At 57.6% G+C, this 18,870-nt stretch carries 15 protein-coding genes, 1 tRNA gene and 2 rRNA genes (1 of these 18 only partly in view); 14 read left to right on the top strand and 4 right to left on the bottom strand.

Going from position 1 to position 18,870, the window contains the following annotated elements:
- The first annotated feature begins 16 nt into the window (after positions 1-16).
- The 8 genes from GLS_RS08085 to nagA all read left to right on the top strand — a co-directional run bounded on the left by GLS_RS08085 (position 17) and on the right by nagA (position 7,794).
- On the top strand, positions 17-268 hold the full coding sequence (locus tag GLS_RS08085) for a (2Fe-2S)-binding protein (protein WP_080691930.1): 252 nt from the start codon (positions 17-19) through the stop codon (positions 266-268).
- Positions 255-1,676: an FAD/NAD(P)-dependent oxidoreductase gene (locus GLS_RS08080; protein WP_041111829.1), complete on the top strand. Its 1,422-nt coding sequence runs from the start codon at positions 255-257 to the stop codon at positions 1,674-1,676. Before GLS_RS08085 ends, GLS_RS08080 begins: the two co-directional genes overlap by 14 nt.
- Positions 1,673-2,827, top strand: coding sequence for an NAD(P)/FAD-dependent oxidoreductase (locus GLS_RS08075; protein WP_041111828.1), 1,155 nt, complete (start codon positions 1,673-1,675; stop codon positions 2,825-2,827). The genes GLS_RS08080 and GLS_RS08075 overlap by 4 nt, the downstream gene beginning before the upstream one ends.
- On the top strand, positions 2,824-3,765 hold the full coding sequence (locus GLS_RS08070) for a dihydrodipicolinate synthase family protein (RefSeq protein WP_041111827.1): 942 nt from the start codon (positions 2,824-2,826) through the stop codon (positions 3,763-3,765). The genes GLS_RS08075 and GLS_RS08070 overlap by 4 nt, the downstream gene beginning before the upstream one ends.
- Positions 3,765-4,418: a GntR family transcriptional regulator gene (locus GLS_RS08065; RefSeq protein ID WP_226986546.1), complete on the top strand. Its 654-nt coding sequence runs from the start codon at positions 3,765-3,767 to the stop codon at positions 4,416-4,418. The genes GLS_RS08070 and GLS_RS08065 overlap by 1 nt, the downstream gene beginning before the upstream one ends.
- Positions 4,419-4,449: 31 nt before the next feature.
- Complete coding sequence (hydA, locus tag GLS_RS08060; RefSeq protein WP_041111826.1) at positions 4,450-5,838, top strand: dihydropyrimidinase; 1,389 nt, start codon at positions 4,450-4,452, stop codon at positions 5,836-5,838.
- 703 nt (positions 5,839-6,541) lie between these two features.
- A complete protein-coding gene (locus GLS_RS13370; protein ID WP_155721048.1) occupies positions 6,542-6,688 on the top strand; it encodes a hypothetical protein in 147 nt (48 codons plus the stop codon).
- Positions 6,685-7,794, top strand: a complete 1,110-nt coding sequence (gene nagA, locus GLS_RS08050; RefSeq protein WP_041111825.1) for an N-acetylglucosamine-6-phosphate deacetylase — start codon at positions 6,685-6,687, stop codon at positions 7,792-7,794. Before GLS_RS13370 ends, nagA begins: the two co-directional genes overlap by 4 nt.
- A gap of 147 nt (positions 7,795-7,941) precedes the next feature.
- Here nagA and GLS_RS08045 read toward each other — a convergent pair whose 3' ends face one another.
- Positions 7,942-9,093, bottom strand: a complete 1,152-nt coding sequence (locus GLS_RS08045) for an ROK family transcriptional regulator (RefSeq protein WP_041111824.1) — start codon at positions 9,091-9,093, stop codon at positions 7,942-7,944.
- Positions 9,094-9,439: 346 nt separating this feature from the next.
- Between GLS_RS08045 and GLS_RS08040 the strand changes: the two genes are divergently transcribed.
- From GLS_RS08040 to nagB, 6 genes are all read left to right on the top strand, one after another.
- Complete coding sequence (locus GLS_RS08040; protein ID WP_158413641.1) at positions 9,440-11,662, top strand: TonB-dependent receptor; 2,223 nt, start codon at positions 9,440-9,442, stop codon at positions 11,660-11,662.
- Positions 11,663-11,723: 61 nt separating this feature from the next.
- Entirely contained in the window at positions 11,724-12,929 is a 1,206-nt protein-coding gene (locus GLS_RS08035) for an acyltransferase family protein (protein ID WP_052327535.1), read from the top strand.
- Between the two features lie 29 nt (positions 12,930-12,958).
- Positions 12,959-14,506, top strand: a complete 1,548-nt coding sequence (locus GLS_RS08030; RefSeq protein ID WP_041111822.1) for a hypothetical protein — start codon at positions 12,959-12,961, stop codon at positions 14,504-14,506.
- A 76-nt stretch (positions 14,507-14,582) separates the two neighbouring features.
- Positions 14,583-15,599 (top strand): N-acetylglucosamine kinase, encoded by a 1,017-nt coding sequence (locus tag GLS_RS08025; protein ID WP_080691928.1) that lies wholly within the window; start codon positions 14,583-14,585, stop codon positions 15,597-15,599.
- Positions 15,596-16,885, top strand: a complete 1,290-nt coding sequence (gluP, locus tag GLS_RS08020; RefSeq protein ID WP_041111821.1) for a glucose/galactose MFS transporter — start codon at positions 15,596-15,598, stop codon at positions 16,883-16,885. Before GLS_RS08025 ends, gluP begins: the two co-directional genes overlap by 4 nt.
- Before the next feature lie 127 nt (positions 16,886-17,012).
- Complete coding sequence (nagB, locus tag GLS_RS08015; RefSeq protein ID WP_041111695.1) at positions 17,013-17,756, top strand: glucosamine-6-phosphate deaminase; 744 nt, start codon at positions 17,013-17,015, stop codon at positions 17,754-17,756.
- Positions 17,757-17,974: 218 nt separating this feature from the next.
- On the opposite strand, the gene GLS_RS08010 is transcribed toward nagB, so the two are convergent.
- The 3 genes from GLS_RS08010 to GLS_RS08000 all read right to left on the bottom strand — a co-directional run.
- Positions 17,975-18,051 (bottom strand) — tRNA-Met (locus GLS_RS08010).
- A 53-nt stretch (positions 18,052-18,104) separates the two neighbouring features.
- Positions 18,105-18,219: ribosomal RNA gene (gene rrf, locus GLS_RS08005) — 5S ribosomal RNA — on the bottom strand.
- Between the two features lie 82 nt (positions 18,220-18,301).
- Positions 18,302-18,870: ribosomal RNA gene (locus tag GLS_RS08000) — 23S ribosomal RNA — on the bottom strand; it runs 2,167 nt beyond the window's last position.

Here is an 18,870-nt window from a genome sequence, read left to right as displayed (position 1 = left end):
CCCGATAGGAAACAAGATGCAATCCGTCACCTTCACCTTCCTGAGCCAGGCCATCGAAGGCATCGAGGGAGAACCGGTTGCAGCGGCCCTCAGACGCGCCGGAATCACGGAACTCGGCCAGTCCGGCGTCGATGGCACACCACGCGGTGCCTTCTGCTTCATGGGAAGCTGCCAGGAATGCCGCGTCCGCATCGACGGCGCCGTCGCCTATGCCTGCAAGGCTCCCGTCCTCCCGAACATGACCGTCACGCCCTATGTCCAGTCCTGATTTCTCCCCCGTTACCGTCATCGGTGGAGGCATCGCCGGTGCGACATCCGCCATCGCGCTCGCCCGGCACAATTTTCCCGTCACCCTGATTGACGAACAGCCGGCTGCGGGCGGTCAGATCTTCCGCGCGCCCTCACCCTATGCCCGCCAGACAGTTCCGCCCAATCACGAATTTTCCGGCGGCGACGCCCTGCGCCAGAAACTGGCTGCATCCCCGGTGGATGTCCGATTTTCCACCCGCGTCTGGGGCCTGTCCCCTACCCTGACCCTCGACCTGATCGGGCCGGACGGCATCGATCAGCTTCCCCCGTCGACCGTCGTCGTCGCCAATGGTGCCACCGAGCGCTTCCTTCCGTTCCAGGGCTGGACCACGCCCCGCATCACCGGGCTTGCGGGCGCCAGCATCCTGATGCGCAACGGCGGCACCCTGCCCGGCCAGACCGTCGTAGTGGCGGGGTCGGGACCACTTCTGTTCTCGGTCGCCCATCAGGTACTTGAACTGGGCGGCAAGGTCGCCGCCATCGTGGATGCGGGTCACCGCTCCAACTGGCTCCGTCTCGGCGCCATGCTGTCTCTGGATCCCGCCCGTCTGACACAGGCCACCCGCTGGATGCTGCGCCTCCGGAAAGCTGGCATTCCGATCCACCACCGCGCCCATATTTCGGCGGCGCAGGAAACGGAAACCGGCCTTCTCCTGACCGTCAGCGAGATGGACCACCCTGAACGCCGCCACGTCTATGCTGCCGAGGCCGCAGCCTGCGGATATGGACTCAAGCCTTCCACCCTCATCACACGCACGGCCGGTGTCCAGCACCGTCATGATCACGTTGGCGGTTATCTCGAACCCGTTACGGATGTCGCAGGCCGTACCAGCCGCCCCGATCTTTATGTCACGGGCGACGCCGCCGGCATCCGGGGCATGGCCGTGGCCCGTTTGCGGGGCCTGATCACGGCCCATGCCATTGCCCAGGACCGGGGTGTGATCTCCGCCCAAACCTACGAAACCCTCACACGTGCGCCCCTGCGGCAGCTTCGCCGTCTCGAAGCCGTCTCCCGCCGGATGCTTCCCCTGATGAACGCCGGGAGCGCCATCCCGGCCCATCTTCAGGACGAGACAATCGTCTGCCGCTGTGAGCGGGTGAAGGCCGCGACCCTGCGCTCCGCCATCGAGGCCGGAGCCGAAGACCTGAACCAGCTCAAGGCCTGGACACGCTGCGGCATGGGGCCCTGTCAGGGCCGGATGTGCGAGGACAGCGCCCGGGGCCTGCTGACGGCGGCCTGCGGCAACACTCCCGAAGAAGCGGGCAGTTTCACGGCCCGAATGCCCTTCTTCCCCCTCCCCCTCACAGCCGTGACCGGGACCTTCGCCTATTCCGACATTCCCCTTCCGAAGGCGGCCCCGCTATGACCCCAGCCCTGCAGACCAGACCGGACGTTTTTGACACGGTCATCGTGGGTGCCGGTGTCATGGGCGCCACAACCGCACTTTTCCTCGCGCGCGGCGGCCAGAAGGTGGCGCTGGTCGACAGGCAGGACATGTTCCGGGCCGCATCCGGCGTCAACGCGGGCACCCTGACCCTGCACATGACCCGCGCCCAGCTCATTCCCCATGCCATCCGCGGCCGTGAAATGTGGCTCGACAGCGCCAGCTGGCTTGGGGAAGACGTGGGAGCCCTGGCGACACCAGGGCTTTCGATGGCCTTCACCGAAGCCGAAGAAGAGCTTCTGCGCCAGCGTGCACGGGTCAGGCAGGATATGGGAGCCCCCATCGAGGTGGTCTCCCCCGAAGAGGCCGTCCGGATCGAACCGGGGGTGAATCCGACCCTCCGCGCCGCTGCCTATTGCGCACTGGACGGCCATATTCCGACCTATCGCGTCGGGGGAGCCTATGCCCGTGCGCTCCGGCAGGCCGGCGTCACGATCATCGAAAACAGTCCGGTCGAGACCATTACCCCCGCCACTGGCGGTGGCTATGACGTCCGGGTTTCCAGTCGCGCCCAGCCCGTGCATGGCCGCAGGATCGTACTCAGCACTGGAGCATGGCTCGAGAAAATGCTGGGGTGGCTTGGATACACCATTCCGATCCGCTGCCTCATCAACCAGCTCGTCGTCACGGAGACGCTTCCTCCCGTCATGGGAAGTGTACTGAGCATTGCCAATGGCCTGCTGTCCCTCAAGCAGTTCGCCAATGGCAGCGTGCTGATCGGCGGCGGCTGGCAGGGCGAAGGCAACATCCATCAGGGCGGCACCCGCGTCATTCCCGAAAACCTGCGCGGCAATGTCCGTCTGGCCCAGTATGTCGTCCCGCGCCTCGACGAAGCACAGGTCCTGCGTGTCTGGCTCGGCCTCGAATCCGAAACGCCGGACGCCATGCCCCTGATCGGCGCGCTGACGCCCGATGATGATGCCTTTGTCGTCGGCTGCGTCCATTCCGGCTTTACGAGCGGCCCGTATATGGGCCGCCTCCTCGCCGAGCGGATCCTGGGCGGCAACCCGGACCTGAGCGCCTTCGACCCCACCCGCTTTTCCACTCCCGCAGCCACTGGACCACAGTCATGATCCCAGCATCCCCCACGCCGTTCCGGGGTGTCTATGCCGCAACGCTGGTACCCTTCCTGGAAAACGGGACGCTGGATGAGCTCCTGTTCAGGCAGCATCTTCTGGACTGCACGCGCCCCGAAGGTATCGTGGGAATCCTGTGCAACGGTCATGCGGGCGAGAACCATCTGCTGACACGTGCGGAAAAGCGGCGCGTCGTGGAACTGGCGGCCGAAACCATTGGCGCGGATCGCATCATCGTTTCGGGCATCCTGTCCGAAGACGTTGACGAAGCCTGCCTGCACGCCCGGGATGCCGTCGAGGCGGGAGCCGACGCCCTGCTCGTGTTTCCGCCATTCTCATGGGCCGTCTCACAGGACCATGATGCCATCATCGCCTATCATGCCGCCATCTGTGAGGCCGTAGACGCCCCGATCATGCTGTATCAGTCGTCAGTCGGCAGCGGCGGCATGGCCTATTCCCTTCCGATCCTGGAAAGCCTGCTCAGGCTCCCCGGTATCGTCGCCATCAAGGAAGGCAGTTGGGAAACCAACGCCTATGACAAACATCGCAGGCTCGCCGCCCGCGTCGCACCGCATGTGGACGTCATGGCTTCGGGGGATGAACATCTCCTGCCCTGCTTTGCCATCGGAACGACGGGCAGTCTCGTCAGTCTCGCCGCCATCCTGCCCGTCTCGCTCGCAAAGCTGTGGCGCGCGATGGAAAACAATGACCTCCCCGCCGCCCGCAAGGTCCATGACGTCATCCAACCGCTGGCCAATCTGATCTACGGCCGTGCGCCGTCGGGACGCGCCACCCTGCGCCTGAAAGCCTGCCTGGTCATGCAGGGCAAATGGCCCTCCTGCCGTACCCGCAAGGCTTCTGATATCATCACTCCAGAAGAATGGCAGGAACTGTCAGCCGCATTGCAGGACGCAATGACTCTGGAAGGACCATAATGGGCGATTACATGGTGGCCGAACGCGAATTAAACCTTGCGGAACTGGCCTACACGCAGATCCGGCGCATGATTCTCGAGAAAGAGCTTCCGAGCGGCATGTCCGTTGTGGAGGGCCGTCTGGCCGATCATCTGGACATCTCACGGACCCCGGTCCGCGAAGCCCTGATGCGACTCGCTGCCGAAGATCTGCTGGTCAAGCAGGGGTCGCGTTCGTTTGCAGTCCGGAATGTCTCGGCCACCGAGTTCTTTCAGGGCATTCACATCCGCGAGATCCTTGAAAGCGAAGCCATCAACCTGTCTTTCGACAGACTTGATCGCAGCATGCTGGAAAACCTTCGCAGAGAAGTCATCGAACTTGGCGAAACGCCCGAACAGACTGCCGCCCAGTGGCAGCTCGACGACAGGCTGCACCTGATGTTCCCGAAAGTCTCGGGCAACTCGGTCCTCCTGCGCTCCATCAACGAACTGCGGACTCTGACCCGCCTGTGCGAGGTCACCTACCCTCTCGGCCGTGTTCCCGCATCCACACGCGAACATCTGGCCATCCTCGACGCCCTGCTCGACGGTGACAGCACCGGCGCCCGTGAAGCCATGGTCATGCATCTGCGCAATGTCGCAACCGATTGCATGGACATTCTCAGGGGCGGCTGACCAGCTCCCCCATATTTCAGGAGAACCCGTCATGACGACTTTTGACATCGTTATCCGCAACGGCATGATCGTGACCGCAACGGATAAATATATTGCCGATATTGGAATAAACGGCTCAAAGATCGTCGATATCGGTTTCGACCTGAAAGGCCATGAAACCATTGATGCAACCGGCCTGCTCGTCCTGCCGGGCGGAATCGACGGCCACTGTCATATCGAACAGGAAGAAGCCGACGGGACGATCCACGAAGACGACTTCGTTTCCGCCACCGGCTCGGCCCTGCTCGGCGGCACCACTACGGTCGTCTGTTTTGCCTCCCATGTTCCCGGCCGTGGCCTCGTAGAGCAGTTTGACGCCTATCGCAGGAAAGGCGCCAATTCCCGCATCGATTTCGCCATCCACCAGATCATCACCCGGACCGACGAGCAGACCATCCGTGATGAAATTCCTGTCGTGGCAGAACGGGGTGCGGCGGGCCTGAAGGTCTTCATGACCTATGACGATTTTCACCTCTCTGACGGCCAGTTCCTTCAGGTTCTGGAAGCCGCGCATAAAAGCGACATTCTCGTCTCCGTACACTGCGAAAACTATGACGCCATCCGCCACCTGATCCTCAAGCATCTGGCCGAAGGCCGCACCGAGCCGCATGGCCATGTCACATCACGGCCGCCCTGTGTTGAGCGCGAGGCTACTTATCGTGCCATGACGATGAGCGAGTTGACCCACCAGAAGATCCAGATCTTCCACGTTTCCTGCCCCGAAGTCGCCGAGGAAATCGGCCGCGCCCAGTCCCGTGGCGTGAAGGTCGTGGCGGAAACCTGCCCGCACTACCTCACCCTGACGGAAGAAGACCTCAAGCGGGATGGCTTCGAAGGCACGAAATATATCTGCAGCCCTCCCCTGCGCACAAAAGCGGCTCAGGAAGGCATGTGGCAGTATATCCGTAGTGGCGTGATCAGCATTATTTCCTCGGACCACTGCGGCTATACGTTCGACGGCTCGGTCGGCAAGGGACGGCATGGTCGGGACGCGGATTTCTCTCTGATCCCCAACGGTATGCCCGGCCTAGGAACGAGACTGCCCGTTTTCTATGACGCGGCCATCAATAGCGGAAAAATCGACCTGACAGACTTCGTTCGTCTGACAGCGACGACCCCCGCCCAACGATACGGCCTCTATCCGCAAAAAGGCACCATTGCTCCAGGCTCCGACGCTGATCTCGTCCTGTGGGATCCGAAAAAATCCGTGACGATCACCAATAGTCTCTTCCAGAGTAATATCGATTACACACCCTACGAAGGTCGATCCGTCCAGGGATGGCCTGTCAAAGTCTACCAGAGAGGCAAGCTCGCCATGAATAATGGTAAACTGGTCGCACAACCGGGCACTGGTCAGTTCCTTAAGGCACAAAAGAAATAAACGGACCCTTTTCTGCCAGGAGATACCTCCACACCCTGCCCCATCCGCTAACTGCAATGAGAGAGGGTGTGGAGATACAAGGTCCGTTCTGGATATGAATTCCGAACCTAAAATCCGGTTAGGGTCTTATACCCCCTGATGCTGGCGGGGCTTTCCTGATGATAATCGAGAAGTAGTACCTCGTTCCCCGAGCAACGCATCCAGCATGCTGTGCAAAACAAGCCATATACTTCGGATCATTTCCGAAAGACGCATATTCGTTTTCGACCTGTATCAGGCTGATGGGACCAGCCAGGTCCCACTCCCGGAAAATATAAGGATCTGGACGAAAGAAAAACCCAAAAGAACAGCATCTTGGCAGAGTTGTAGGAAGGCCGGGAACTGGTTTTTCCTTGAGGCAGACGGGATTTTTCACACCCCTCCCCCTCGCAGCTATGCTTTTCGGCTATCTGCTGGGCTTTCTCATAGTACCGCGTCTCATTACGCAGGAATGCTTTTCTGAACTACCCTGCATCTGCGGCGTCATTCTTACCCTCATGCTTTCCTGATAACCGGTCATGTCTCGATCGGGTGCATTGCCCTTCTAGACGCGGCCAATGCCATGGTAATGCCAACGCTCTTTCCCATGGCGATCCGCTGTGCCGCCCCCTGAACATCGCTGGCTTCAGCCCTCATCGTCATGGCTTATAGCGGAGGAAGCATCATGCCGCAGCTCTATGTCGCCCTGAAACCGTTCATCGGTTTCCAGACCAGTTTCGCGCTACTTGTCATCCCTACCTATATTGCAGTCTTCTTCTATGCCCGACATTACGGGCCGACCGGCCTTCTCCCTCTGGATCAGACCCAATGACACTTCATCTCGACGGCAATCTTGTCCTCGCTGATCGCATTCTTCCCGGACGTATCAGCTTCGACAGCCACATCCGCACCATCAATCCCGTCGCAACTCCCCCCAACCGTTATATTCTGCCTGGTTTCGTGGATGGACATGTCCATGGAGGTGACGGAGCGGACACGATGGATGGAGCAGATGCCATCCGAAAGCTCTCGCGCTTTCACATGAGGCACGGTACGACCACAATCCTTCCCACCACTATTACGGCGCCCTGGCAGGACGTGATGAGTGCCCTGCATGCGGTGTCTGAAGTTCGCAAGAGCGGCATAGACAAGGGTCCCCGTATCCATGGAGCCCATCTGGAGGGACCTTTCGTCAGCCCACATAAACTCGGCGCACAACCCCCTTTTGCCATTGCTCCCAGTCCTGACAAGGTGGCCGAGGCCATCAGTACGGGGTGTGTCCGTGTGGTGACGCTTGCTCCGGAACTGGATCACGCTGAAACCGCGATGCGTCAGTTTGCAGAAGCTGGCGTGCGCGTCAGTCTGGGTCACACCACAACTGATTATGAGGGCGCGCAGCGTGCCATCTGCCTCGTTTGTGCAGCAGGGGGGACGATCGGCGCTACCCACCTTTTCAATGCCATGTCTCCGATTGAAGGGCGCAAGCCCGGCCCTGTCACGGCTCTGATGTGCAGCGATGTTGCGTATGCCGAAATGATTTTCGATACTCACCATGTCCATCCCGCCAGCTTTCGGCTGGCATCACGCCTGATGGACAGCCGTTTACTCTTCGTAACGGACGCCATGCGAGGAACCGGCGGGGCCGACGGTCCCAGCCAGCTCGGCGGACAGGACGTCACAATCAGCAACGGCACGGTTCGCCTGCCCGACGGCTCCCTCGCTGGCAGCATCCTTACTCTGGATCAGGCTCTGAGAAATGCCGTACAGGCCGGAACATCCCTTCCGAATGCCGCCAAGCTCGTCAGCACCAATGCCGCACGCTATCTCGGCCTCCATGACCGCGGGGCTCTCGTTCCGGAACTTCTGGCGGATTTTACCGTCCTTGATGACTCTCTGGCCGTAAAAGAAGTCTGGGTAAATGGGCGGCGAACCGTCTGACATACTCGCATAGGCCGCCCCATATATGCGGCTTCAAAACGTTTTTCTTCATCGATTCAAGAGAAACCTTCCCCCTTCCTGAAGCATCGGCAGCATCAGGAGGGCGGAGGAATAACACACTAAAATTGGATATGATCATGCATGTTTCTAGCATGATCCGAACAGGTGTTTCCTTGAAGCCAATCCCGCAGCTCCTGTAGCCCACACAAGCGTGTCATAACAGGTCAGCTGAAGACGTTCCGGCCGATTAAAACTCGGCATGAGATTTTGTTCCACAAATTGACGCAGAGCTGCGGCAAAAACCCCATGCAGAAGGTCGTCCTCGATCGCAATGATGATATGTCTCGGATCCAGAATCTGTATGAGGCTGGCAGCGGCATAACCCAGACTATTGGCAGCAGTGTGCAGGATACGGAGGGCTTCAGGATCTCCTTCACGCGCTTTTGCGGAAATCAGCTGAATATTCGGGGGCAGACCAACTTCCCGCGCGCGGGTTCTGATCGCCTGCGATGAAGAGACCGTCTCAAGACACCCCCTGTTTCCACATCGACATGGACGAGGCGGCTCCTGCGAAAGGCTCTGCGCCACGGGAAGATGTGCGAGTTCTCCTGCGCCACCATATTCACCATGGTGTACCGAACCATTGACCGTATAGGCCACGCCAATTCCATCTCCCACGGCCATAACCACGAATGCGGGAATATGGCGCATGCTCCCAAACATGCTCTCGTAAACGGCCAGGGCATTCGTGTCATTTTCGACAAAGACCGGGAGTCCGATTTCCCGGGAAATAGCCGCACTGACATCAAGATTGTCCCATCCCAGAACCGATGACGTAACGCAGACCTGCTTATCCATCGAGACATAGGCAGGCAGAGCTACCCCGACCGCCTGAAAATTGGTTCCTGGCGGGCACTCATTTCTGAGCATTGTCACGGCATCGCTAATGCGACGAATGCTTGTTTCGTAATCATCGCCACGCTCGAAGAAGGTCTTGGCAAGAACGGTACCATTGGGGTCGATAACGACGGCAGATGCTTCCCGGTTATGAAGACTAACCCCGATGAAAGACGCATATTCCGGATGAAGGCGCAGCAGTGAAGACGGACGGCGACTGCTGGGAACATACGCATATTCCTCAATAACCCCCTGAGACAGAAGCTGACCGGTGATGACGGACACCCTTCCTTTACTCAGATTGAGAGCAGAGGCGATATCCGATCGTGTCATGCCGCCCTGGCGCGCGAGAAGCGCCACGATGTTCCTTGCGATGCCGTCAAGAAAAGCTGTTTCATTCATGACTTATAACCCGCCAATAAGTTCTTCAGGAAATTTATTTACTGGATATAATATCCTATGGGAAATTAATTCGATATCGAATATGTGTTGAATCCGGAACAATCATCTCCGCAAATGAGGTCTTGTTATGTGGCCTACAAAACGACGCATACTCATAGCGACAAGCTGTATTTCAGCGATGAACGCCACCGCATCCTTTGCGGCAACGAACACCAAACATCTGCACAGAGCGCCTGTTTCCAAGCTTGTCAGTCAGGATCAGCGAAACAGCTCCCCGTCTGGACGCCCCAAAGCGCCAGACAGAAAGCCCGTACCCCGGTCGCTTGAAGCAAGATCCGAGGAAGCCATGACCATTCACGCCGGCATTGCTGCGGCCAACGGCGTGACGAATACAACGCCAGGCGGCGGCATGATGGGCGTGCAGCGGGTTCCACGCTCACAAAGCACGGTAACCCGGGACTATCTGGCGAAACAGTCTCCCACTGCCAACATGAACGAACTCATCTCCGCGATGCCGGGTGTTGCTTATCAGAGCCAGGATATCATGGGGGCGACGGGGGACGCGCTTTCCATGCGCGGGATGAATGAGACGGAAGTCGGGTATCTGTTCGAAGGTGCCCCGGTAGCTGATGCCTTCAATTACGAGCCCTTTACTTCGACTTATGTTGATAACGAAAATATCGGCAGTATTACCGTTGCGCAGGGATCACCTGACCTGACAGCCCCGCTGTATAATACCGTTGGCGGACAGATTTCTGCAAAAATGATTGATCCCTCCCACAAGATGGGAGGATATCTTGACCTGATGGGCGGAAATTATTCTGTTAACAAGGAGTTCGTCCGCTTCGATACCGGTGATATCGGCCATTCAGGCATCCGCGGTTTTCTGTCATTTTCCAACACCCATGGACATATGGACCGCGGCTTTGGCGTATTGCAGCGCTACCATACTGATGCAAAATTCATCAAGGAATGGGGTAAATCGAACTCGTTCGGGGTCGTTTTCAGTTATACGCGCCTTTTCTGGAATGCTGTCCGACGCCCAACCATGAGCCAGTGGAACGAGTACGGACGCAGCTTCAATTTCAACGAAGAATATACGCCCGGCGATACAGCCTATTACAAATTCCAGACCAAGAACCGCAACGGCATCACGATCGTTGCACCGCTTCATCTCGACCTGGGAAGTGGACTTTCTTTCAACGCGACGCCTTATTTCGTTCTTCAGTATTCCCCCGCCACAGGTGCCTCAAATCTTTCCGCGGATGGAAGTTATTACGGCACTGAACCTGCGGGCCCCCTCAACCAGCCCTATACGGTCAATGGCACAGTTACGGCCATGGGAATTGGTTACTATAATGCAAAGAACAGTGGCCTGACGACTTCACTGGACTGGAAACGAGGCAACAACACGTTGTCTTTCGGATACTGGTATTCTTACGCCACTCACTGGGAAGAAAACTCCTACTCTACAGTGGATCTGAACGGCAATGTCGCAAACATGGACGGGAAATACCCCATTATTCTACAGAATGGTAAAGTCCTGCGAGGCTATAACCTTAATCTGTTGCAGCAGACAAACGCTCTGTTCCTGTCCGATCGACTGGATCTTCTGAAGAACAGACTGCATCTTGAAGCGGGCATCAAGGCGGCCATGGTCTCGCGTCAGGCCACGGAAGACATGCCTGGGGCCGATCCTTACAAAAGTGTCCGGAACTATTTTGAGCCGCTTCCGCAACTGGCAGCCAGTTTTGACGTCACGCAACACGATCAGGTCTATTTCAATGCGACGACGGCTTTCCGCGTTCCAGGAAGCAGTGAGACTCAGGTGCAGGACTTTGATCCATCATCCTCCACTGCAGTTTCGCAACCGGGATCGCTCAAACCCGAATATACCATTGGTGAAGAAATCGGCTTCCGCCATCACGGCCTCTATAATGTGTCCGCGTCTTTGTTCAACCTGAACCTGACGAACCATCAGGTTACATCCAGCGGGTATATTGCAGGTACGACCACCCTGATCGACCAGACCATGAATGTAGGTGGTGAAACCGTGCGTGGCGCGCAGGTGGAATTTGGTCTGCAGCCCTGGCACCACTTCAGCCCTTACGTCTCCGGCCAGTATCTGGATGCACGGATCGACAACAACTATCAGGTCGGCAGCGACTACCTTCCCACGAAAGGCAAGACCGCTGTACAGAGCCCGCATTTCACGGCCTCTCTGGGACTGTCCTATGATGACGGACGCTTCTTCGGGAATTTCCAGCTTCGGTATCTGTCTTCCCAATACGCGACGTTCATGAACGATGAAAAAATGCCGGGTTACGTGGTGGCCAATACAACGCTTGGATACAGGCTCGCACCCAAGCTCGGTATTTTCAAACACCCTCAGATCCAGTTGAACGTGCAGAATATAGGCGGGAACAACTACCTGTCAGGTATTGCCGGGGTCACTGCCAATGCCCGCTCATACAAAGGCATTTATGGAACGACCATTTCCGGAAGTTCACCCAATTACAATGTCGGTTCGAATTTCGGCATCATGGCTTCTATTTCGACCGGCCTATGAGTGGGATCATACAGTGATTTCGGCAGTTACAGGCAGCCGGAATGAACGGAGCCGTCCATCCATGACTCTGATCAATACAGCGCAGGATATTTCTGTCGTTGAGACCCGGTCCGATCGTTCGCTCGCGATCGATGTGGACCGGGGGGTGACGATTGCTTTTATGATCCTGGTTAATGACGGCATGGATGCGGCCCATACGTTCTCGCAGCTTCAGCATAGCCCCTGGAACGGCATGACCCTGACAGACATGGTCTTTCCAAATTTCCTTTTCCTGATGGGAAGCGCCGTAATCTTCGCAATGCGACGGCCTTTTCGCGAGCAGACATCGCATGCGACAATCCTGCGTCGGGCAGCACGCAGGGCCTTGATCCTTTTTGCAATCGGCCTCCTGATCAGTGTATTTCCAACATTCGGCTGGACAACGATGCGGTATTTCGGCGTCCTCCAACGGATCGCCATCTGCTATTTTGCTGCAGTCCTGTTTTACCTCTACGTCAGATCCTTCCGATCCATCGCTCTCACGGCGGCAGGACTGCTTCTGGTATACTGGGTCCTGCTATGCAGAACGCCGCTGCCGGGGCTGGGATGGCCGGGGTCGGATGTCCCACTACTCGACATTCATGATAATCTTGCCAACTGGCTGGATCAGGCCTGCGTTTCCCTGACGCAGACCCTGTTTCATACCGGGCGCCTCCATCATGGCTTTCGTGATCCGGAAGGGCTTCTGAGCACGATTCCAAGCCTGGCCACGACCCTGTTCGGCCTGCTGGGCGGCCTCATGATGCAGGACAAAGACAACAGGCGAAAGGTTCGCCACCTTCTCTGCCTGGGAAGTACAACGTTCATCGCCGGTACGGGCTGGTCTTTCCTGTTCCCCCTGAACAAGAACCTCTGGACCAGTTCCTATGCACTCGTGTGTGCAGGCGCATCATTTCTGTTTCTTGCGGCCTGCGTTGAACTGTTTGACATCCGTCGGATCCAGGAGCGCTTTCGGGTGGCGCAGACTGTCTGCACAGGTGCTGTCATTTTCGGTGCAAATGCCATTGTCGCCTATGTTTTTTCGGAACTTGGACATGGGCTGATGACGACACTGACCGTGCGTGAGGGGGAAGTTCCCGTCACCTTATGGCAGTGGGGTTATGACCATAGTTTCGGACTGTTCGGTGCGGGAAAAACTGCCACACTGGCATGGGCGGTCACCTATGTGGGGCTGTGCTTCATACTGAACCTGCTGCTCTGGCGGCGACGCATTTTTCTGAAAATCTGAAGACAGTCCTGACTGGAGATATTGCGTCCATGTTCTCATCACGGTTTCGCCGCTCCCTGTCGCTCTCTATGTGCCTTGGCGCCAGTGTAATGATTCCGCTTCCGGCATGGAGTACCCCTGAAACCCCGGCTTCCAACGACGTTCGTCAGAGCTGGATTTTCCGCGAAGCCATGGCCTCCATGGACAGCCTTTATGATCCTGCTGTCGGTCTGCTGCGCGGTACGGTGCTGAGTTCCTCGCATCCGGTATCGCATCCGATCCGGGAAAGCAGCTGGTATGCGTTTGCGCTCATGATGCGCCACGGCCCTACTGACCAGCAGCGCGCAGAACATATTGTGAGCGTCATTCTCGACAACCAGTACCCGGCGTCTGAGGAAATGAAAGATGAAGCTGCGTGGGCCGGAACTTTCCGCCGTTCTCCCGACGAAGTCCTTCCAACGGAAAAAGCTGTTGCCTGGAATGAATATGATCCCAACTGGCGAGAATTCATCGGTTCAGAGTTTGCCCTGATGCTGCATGTCTTTGGGGACCGCCTTTCGCCAGACCTGCGCAGCCGTCTTCATGACTCCATTCATCAGGCTGTGCAGGGCGAGTTACACAACAAACGTCTTTCCCCATCCTATACGAATATTGCGATCATGTTCGGACAACTCCTCGACGAGGATGCAGTCTATAGGCACGACAGATCGCTGGCAGATGTCCGGGACCGCTGGATCGAGGACACGGTGGCCATCTTCCGCCAGAACCAGTCTTTCATGGAATATAACTCGCCAACCTATTATGGCGTGGACCTGTTCGGGCTGGGTCTATGGCGGCGCTATGGGTCGACCGCGATGATACGGTCCGAGGGAGAAGACATTTCCCGACATCTGTGGACGGATATCGCCGCATTCTACAGCGCGCCCATGAAAAACCTTTCAGGTCCTTATGACCGTGCCTACGGCATGGATATGGAAAGCTACGTCGCGTTACTGGGGGACTGGATCGGAACGTTCGTGCCACGTGCGAGCGCCCCGCTCCCCGCGACAATAACAGTTGAGACGCCCCATCTGGCGGATCTATGGTTTGCACCAACATTCGTCTTTCTGAAGGCCACACTGCCTGCCGGTCTCAGGAATGATTTTCTGACACTCCGACAGCCCCATGATGTGACACGCCGGATCGACAGCCGCCGGAGCGTCAGCGCCAGGGTGGACCGGGACATGCTACTCGGCGGGGAAACGGCAAATCTGCAGCGCGGCGTAGATACGAAATCGCAGTATCATCCCCTGGCCATGCAGTGGCGAGCATCCTGCGGACATATCGGCACCCTTCGGATCTCGGATACGCCTGCAGCAGATGTCAGGATCGAACAGGGAGCCGCTCTGGTATCCTGGAAAGATCATGTGGCGTTCTCACTGCATGATCCCTGTCAGGACACGCTGAAAATCAATAACAATCTATGGATCGCGGGCAACATGCGGATTCAGGTCCAGACCGATGCGAGGGGCGCAGAAAGTATTATTGGCCGGAAAGACGTTGTGATCCGTTATGATGGAGGTCATTTTTCCAAAATGGTGTTCACTCTTGCCCGATAGCATCATGCCACTTGCGTGGATTTCCGCGCACTGCTTCCCGTAACTGCTTCCTCCGCTTCGAACGAAACGCCCCGATATGACAGCCACACACCCAATCCTGCAATCCATGCCCCCGGTTTCTCGGACACGCGCCTCTGCCCCTGTTGCCAGCATCGCAGCAATAGATGGCGGGGGGACAAAGACACTTCTGGTGGTGCTTGGCAGGGACGGCACACTGGGACCAGTGATGCGGGAAGCGGGTTCCAATCCTTTCGACCAGAGCGACTGGCAGACTGTTCTACAGTCCCTGCTCGCCCGGATCCCCGCCACAACGGAGGCCCTCTCGCTGGGGATTGCGGGGTATGGCGAAACCCGCGTTCTGGGCCGCAAACAGGAGGAAGTCGTCAGGAACGCTTTTGCGCGACCTTTCAGCTTTACCGGTGATGTGGAAATGGCGTGTACAGGAGCTTTCGGTGGGCGCGCAGGTGTTCTCCTCCTGTCCGGCACGGGCTCCGTTGCATGGGCGACAGATGGCAGAGGCAACCAGATCAAGGTCGGTGGCTGGGGCGGCCTGTTCGGTGACGAAGGAAGTGCTTTCTGGATCGGTCGTCAGGCGCTGTCTCTTCTGACCATGCTCCTCGACGGTCGCAATCAGGAGGATCAGGCCTTTTTCGAACCCTTTGCAGGTGCCATGGGGCTGCCAATCGAGAGAGAGGCCTGTGGGACGGCGCTACTGGCATGGTATGGAGCGCTTGAACACCCGCGTGCCAGTGTCGCAGCCCTTGCCCGGCATGTATCGGATCTGGCCGAGCAGGGGCTTGAACCGGCCAGACGGCTGATGCGTGACGCCGCGGATCATCTGGGTGCCCATATCGATGCCGCACAGCGCCAGTTTTCCGGGACCCCGCTCCCGTGGAGTTATGCTGGCGGAACCTTCCAGAGCCAGTTCCTCCGCGACATCATCACGGCCCGGCATGGCGCGCCCGTCCAGCCCCGTCTTCCTCCGGTCGGAGGGGGACTGCTCAATGCCGCACGTATGGCTGGCTGGGACCCGGATGACGACTGGATCGACCGGACCTCCCGAACCCTCCGTGCTGCAGGGCTGACATCATGACAGGAACCACGCAGACCAACGAAAACCTTACCGGCCGTTATGGCCTAGGGCCTCTGGCTGTTGCGGCCGCAATCTTCTTCATCATGGGTTTCGTAACCTGGATGAATGGGCCACTGATTTCCTTTGTGCGTGTGGCATTCGATCTCAGTGATACGAGCGCCTTTCTTGTCCCCATGGTATTCTATTTCTCATATTTCCTCTTTTCCCTGCCGGCGTCTTTTCTGGCCCGGAAACTGGGGTTGCGCAGGGGGCTATCGGTATCACTTCTACTCTGCGCGGCTGGCGTGGCGCTGTTTGGACAGTTCATTGCAATGCGCCTTTATGGAGGAGCGCTGAGCGGTCTTCTGGTCATGGGCGCTGGCCTCTCGCTGATGCAGGTGGTCATCAATCCTCTCGTCAGCCTGCTCGGACCGCCGGAGCGGGCCGCACAGCGTATCGCCATCATGGGGGTATGCAACAAATGCGCCGGGATCCTTGCGCCGCTTGTTCTTGCGACGCTGGTTATGGGAGATATCGGCAGCATTTCCCAACGCGTACAGGACGCGACAGACCCTACGGCGCGCAACGCGATCCTCACAGGTTTTGTCCACGCCATTTATGCCCCTTACATGACGATGGCCGTCATTCTGCTTGTAACGGCCATTGGTGTGGCAATTTGTCGCCTACCCGATCTTCAGGCGCCGGCCCTGCAGGGGCCACGGGAAAGTAATGGGCGTATTTTCCGGCCACATCTGATCTTCGGAATTGTCGCCATGTTCCTGTATGTGGGCATTGAAGTCATGGCAGGGGATGCCATCGGCACTTATGGGCAGGGCTTTGGTTTGCCGCTCAGCCAGACCCGCTTCTTCACCTCTCTGACCCTCACCGCAATGCTGGGGGGATACGTGGCCGGTTTTGTGATTGTTCCACGCATCCTGACACAGGAACGGCTCATGGAACTGGCCTGCATTCTGGGAGGGATGCTCACAATCACAGCCTTCCTGACGCATGGCTATGTTTCTGTACTCTGCGTGGCTCTCCTCGGAGCTGCCAACGCCATGCTGATGCCCACAATCTTCCCGATTGCGATCCGTGGCGCAGGTTCATGGACGCCTCTGGCGTCCGCACTGCTTGTCATGGCGTATAGCGGCGGGGCCGTCATTCCGCAGATTTATGTGGCCCTGAAACCCGTGATCGGGTTTCAGGCGATGTTCGCACTGCTTGTTCTGCCATCCTATCTTGCCCTGCTGATCTATGCGCGACGTTATGGTCAGACTGGCCTCCTACCTCTGGATCAGAAACCATGATGTCACCTCCTGATAACAGGCACTTCCTGCGCAAGCACAACATGCTTGACGGCAGATTTCAGGTCATAAAATTCTGGACCAATTCAGAGCGCCGAGCGTGATACGTCATACAGGATTGATGCACCCCATGAATGTCATTGTCACCGACAGCCCCGAGCAGGCCTTCCAGTGCGCCGCCGATATGATCACGGATGAGATCCGCAGATCTCCCACACCTGTTCTCGGCTTGGCAACGGGCCGTACAATGGAAAATATCTACCAGATTCTGGTGCAGAAGCATGAGATAGGCGCACTGGATTTTTCCGGTACCACCTCTTTCAATCTGGACGAATATGTTGACCTGGCGCCTACGGATCCGAATTCATACCATCACTACATGCAGGATCATCTGTTCGCTCATGTGAATATGCAGGCAAATCGGGCGCATGTTCCGAACGGCATTGCACCGGATCTGGAAGTGGAATGTACGCGTTATGAAGCGGCTATCCATGCGGCAGGTGGCATTGACCTGCAACTCCTGGGCATTGGCGAGACCGGTCATATTGGTTTCAACGAGCCCCCCTCAGCGTTCGACAGCCGGACACGGGTTGTACATCTCGATGAGGTCACACGACGTCAGAACAGCGGCATGTTCGGCAACGATCCGGACCGTGTCCCCCCTCGCGCCCTGACCATGGGAGTGGGCACGATCCTTGATGCGAGGCGCCTTGTGCTGGTCGCTGTCGGAGAAGGAAAGGCGGCAATCGTCAATGAAGCTCTGAACGGCCCTATAAGCGAGACCGTAAGTGCCTCCGCAATCCGTCTTCATGACAACGCCACGATCATTCTGGACAAAGCCGCAGCCAGTGACTGGAAGCGGACAACGAGATGACACTGTCCGTTTTTTTGAATGCTAAAACGCAAGAAGCCCGCTCTGAGAGTACGCTAACATCTAAAGTAGGTTATCTGAGCGATATGATCGCCCCTGATTTGAAGCTTCGCCGTGAGTCTCTTGGACTAAACAGCTCTCCTCCCCCCGGCCTTCAACGCGAAAACCCCCACGAACCTGTTGGTTTCGTGGGGGTTTCAGGCACCTGGTGCAGGGATCTATGGTTGCGGGGGCAGGATTTGAACCTGCGGCCTTCAGGTTATGAGCCTGACGAGCTACCGGGCTGCTCCACCCCGCGGTGGTGTTTGGTTGATGTTGGGGGATTTGGTGTGGTGTTGGGTAGGCTGGGGGACCTGGCGGCGACCGACTTTTCCGCACCTTAAGGTGCAGTATCATAGGCGCTGAGGGATTTCACGGCCGAGTTCGGGATGGGATCGGGTGTAGGGCCCTCGCAATGGCCACCAGGTCTTCCAGCCCACCCTGTCTTTTGAGAGAGGGTGGTGGTTGGTGCGTTTGAAGTGTGTGGCTGATTTCTGTGCATGTGTTTTGGAGTGAGAAGTATGAGCGATTAGGACCGGTTAGCTGCATGCATTACTGCACTTTCACACCCGGCCTATCAACGTGATGGTCTGTCACGGCTCTATGAGACCTCGTTTTGAGGTGGGTTTCCCGCTTAGATGCTTTCAGCGGTTATCCCGTCCATACTTAGCTACCCGGCTGTGCCACTGGCGTGACAACCGGTGCACCAGAGGTATGTTCATCCCGGTCCTCTCGTACTAGGGACAAATCCTCTCAAGTCTCTTACACCCACGGCAGATAGGGACCGAACTGTCTCACGACGTTCTAAACCCAGCTCACGTACCACTTTAATCGGCGAACAGCCGAACCCTTGGGACCTGCTCCAGCCCCAGGATGTGATGAGCCGACATCGAGGTGCCAAACCTCCCCGTCGATGTGGACTCTTGGGGGAGATCAGCCTGTTATCCCTAGAGTACCTTTTATCCGTTGAGCGATGGCCCGTCCACGTGGGACCACCGGATCACTATGGCCGACTTTCGTCTCTGATCGAGCTGTCACTCTCACAGTCAGGCGGGCTTATGCCATTGCACTCGACAGC

The organism is Gluconobacter oxydans DSM 3504 (assembly GCF_000583855.1).
Taxonomy (GTDB): domain Bacteria; phylum Pseudomonadota; class Alphaproteobacteria; order Acetobacterales; family Acetobacteraceae; genus Gluconobacter; species Gluconobacter oxydans.
This window is presented reverse-complemented; position numbering and strand designations above follow the sequence as displayed.

Bases quoted from the DNA above. Each gene is read 5' to 3' on its own strand.
- GLS_RS08085 (WP_080691930.1), top strand. From the start codon at position 17: ATGCAATCCGTCACCTTCACCTTCCTGAGCCAGGCCATCGAAGGCATC.
- GLS_RS08080 (WP_041111829.1), top strand. From the start codon at position 255: ATGTCCAGTCCTGATTTCTCCCCCGTTACCGTCATCGGTGGAGGCATC.
- GLS_RS08075 (WP_041111828.1), top strand. From the start codon at position 1,673: ATGACCCCAGCCCTGCAGACCAGACCGGACGTTTTTGACACGGTCATC.
- GLS_RS08070 (WP_041111827.1), top strand. From the start codon at position 2,824: ATGATCCCAGCATCCCCCACGCCGTTCCGGGGTGTCTATGCCGCAACG.
- GLS_RS08065 (WP_226986546.1), top strand. From the start codon at position 3,765: ATGGGCGATTACATGGTGGCCGAACGCGAATTAAACCTTGCGGAACTG.
- hydA (WP_041111826.1), top strand. From the start codon at position 4,450: ATGACGACTTTTGACATCGTTATCCGCAACGGCATGATCGTGACCGCA.
- GLS_RS13370 (WP_155721048.1), top strand. From the start codon at position 6,542: ATGCCGCAGCTCTATGTCGCCCTGAAACCGTTCATCGGTTTCCAGACC.
- nagA (WP_041111825.1), top strand. From the start codon at position 6,685: ATGACACTTCATCTCGACGGCAATCTTGTCCTCGCTGATCGCATTCTT.
- GLS_RS08045 (WP_041111824.1), bottom strand. From the start codon at position 9,093: ATGAATGAAACAGCTTTTCTTGACGGCATCGCAAGGAACATCGTGGCG.
- GLS_RS08040 (WP_158413641.1), top strand. From the start codon at position 9,440: ATGACCATTCACGCCGGCATTGCTGCGGCCAACGGCGTGACGAATACA.
- GLS_RS08035 (WP_052327535.1), top strand. From the start codon at position 11,724: ATGACTCTGATCAATACAGCGCAGGATATTTCTGTCGTTGAGACCCGG.
- GLS_RS08030 (WP_041111822.1), top strand. From the start codon at position 12,959: ATGTTCTCATCACGGTTTCGCCGCTCCCTGTCGCTCTCTATGTGCCTT.
- GLS_RS08025 (WP_080691928.1), top strand. From the start codon at position 14,583: ATGACAGCCACACACCCAATCCTGCAATCCATGCCCCCGGTTTCTCGG.
- gluP (WP_041111821.1), top strand. From the start codon at position 15,596: ATGACAGGAACCACGCAGACCAACGAAAACCTTACCGGCCGTTATGGC.
- nagB (WP_041111695.1), top strand. From the start codon at position 17,013: ATGAATGTCATTGTCACCGACAGCCCCGAGCAGGCCTTCCAGTGCGCC.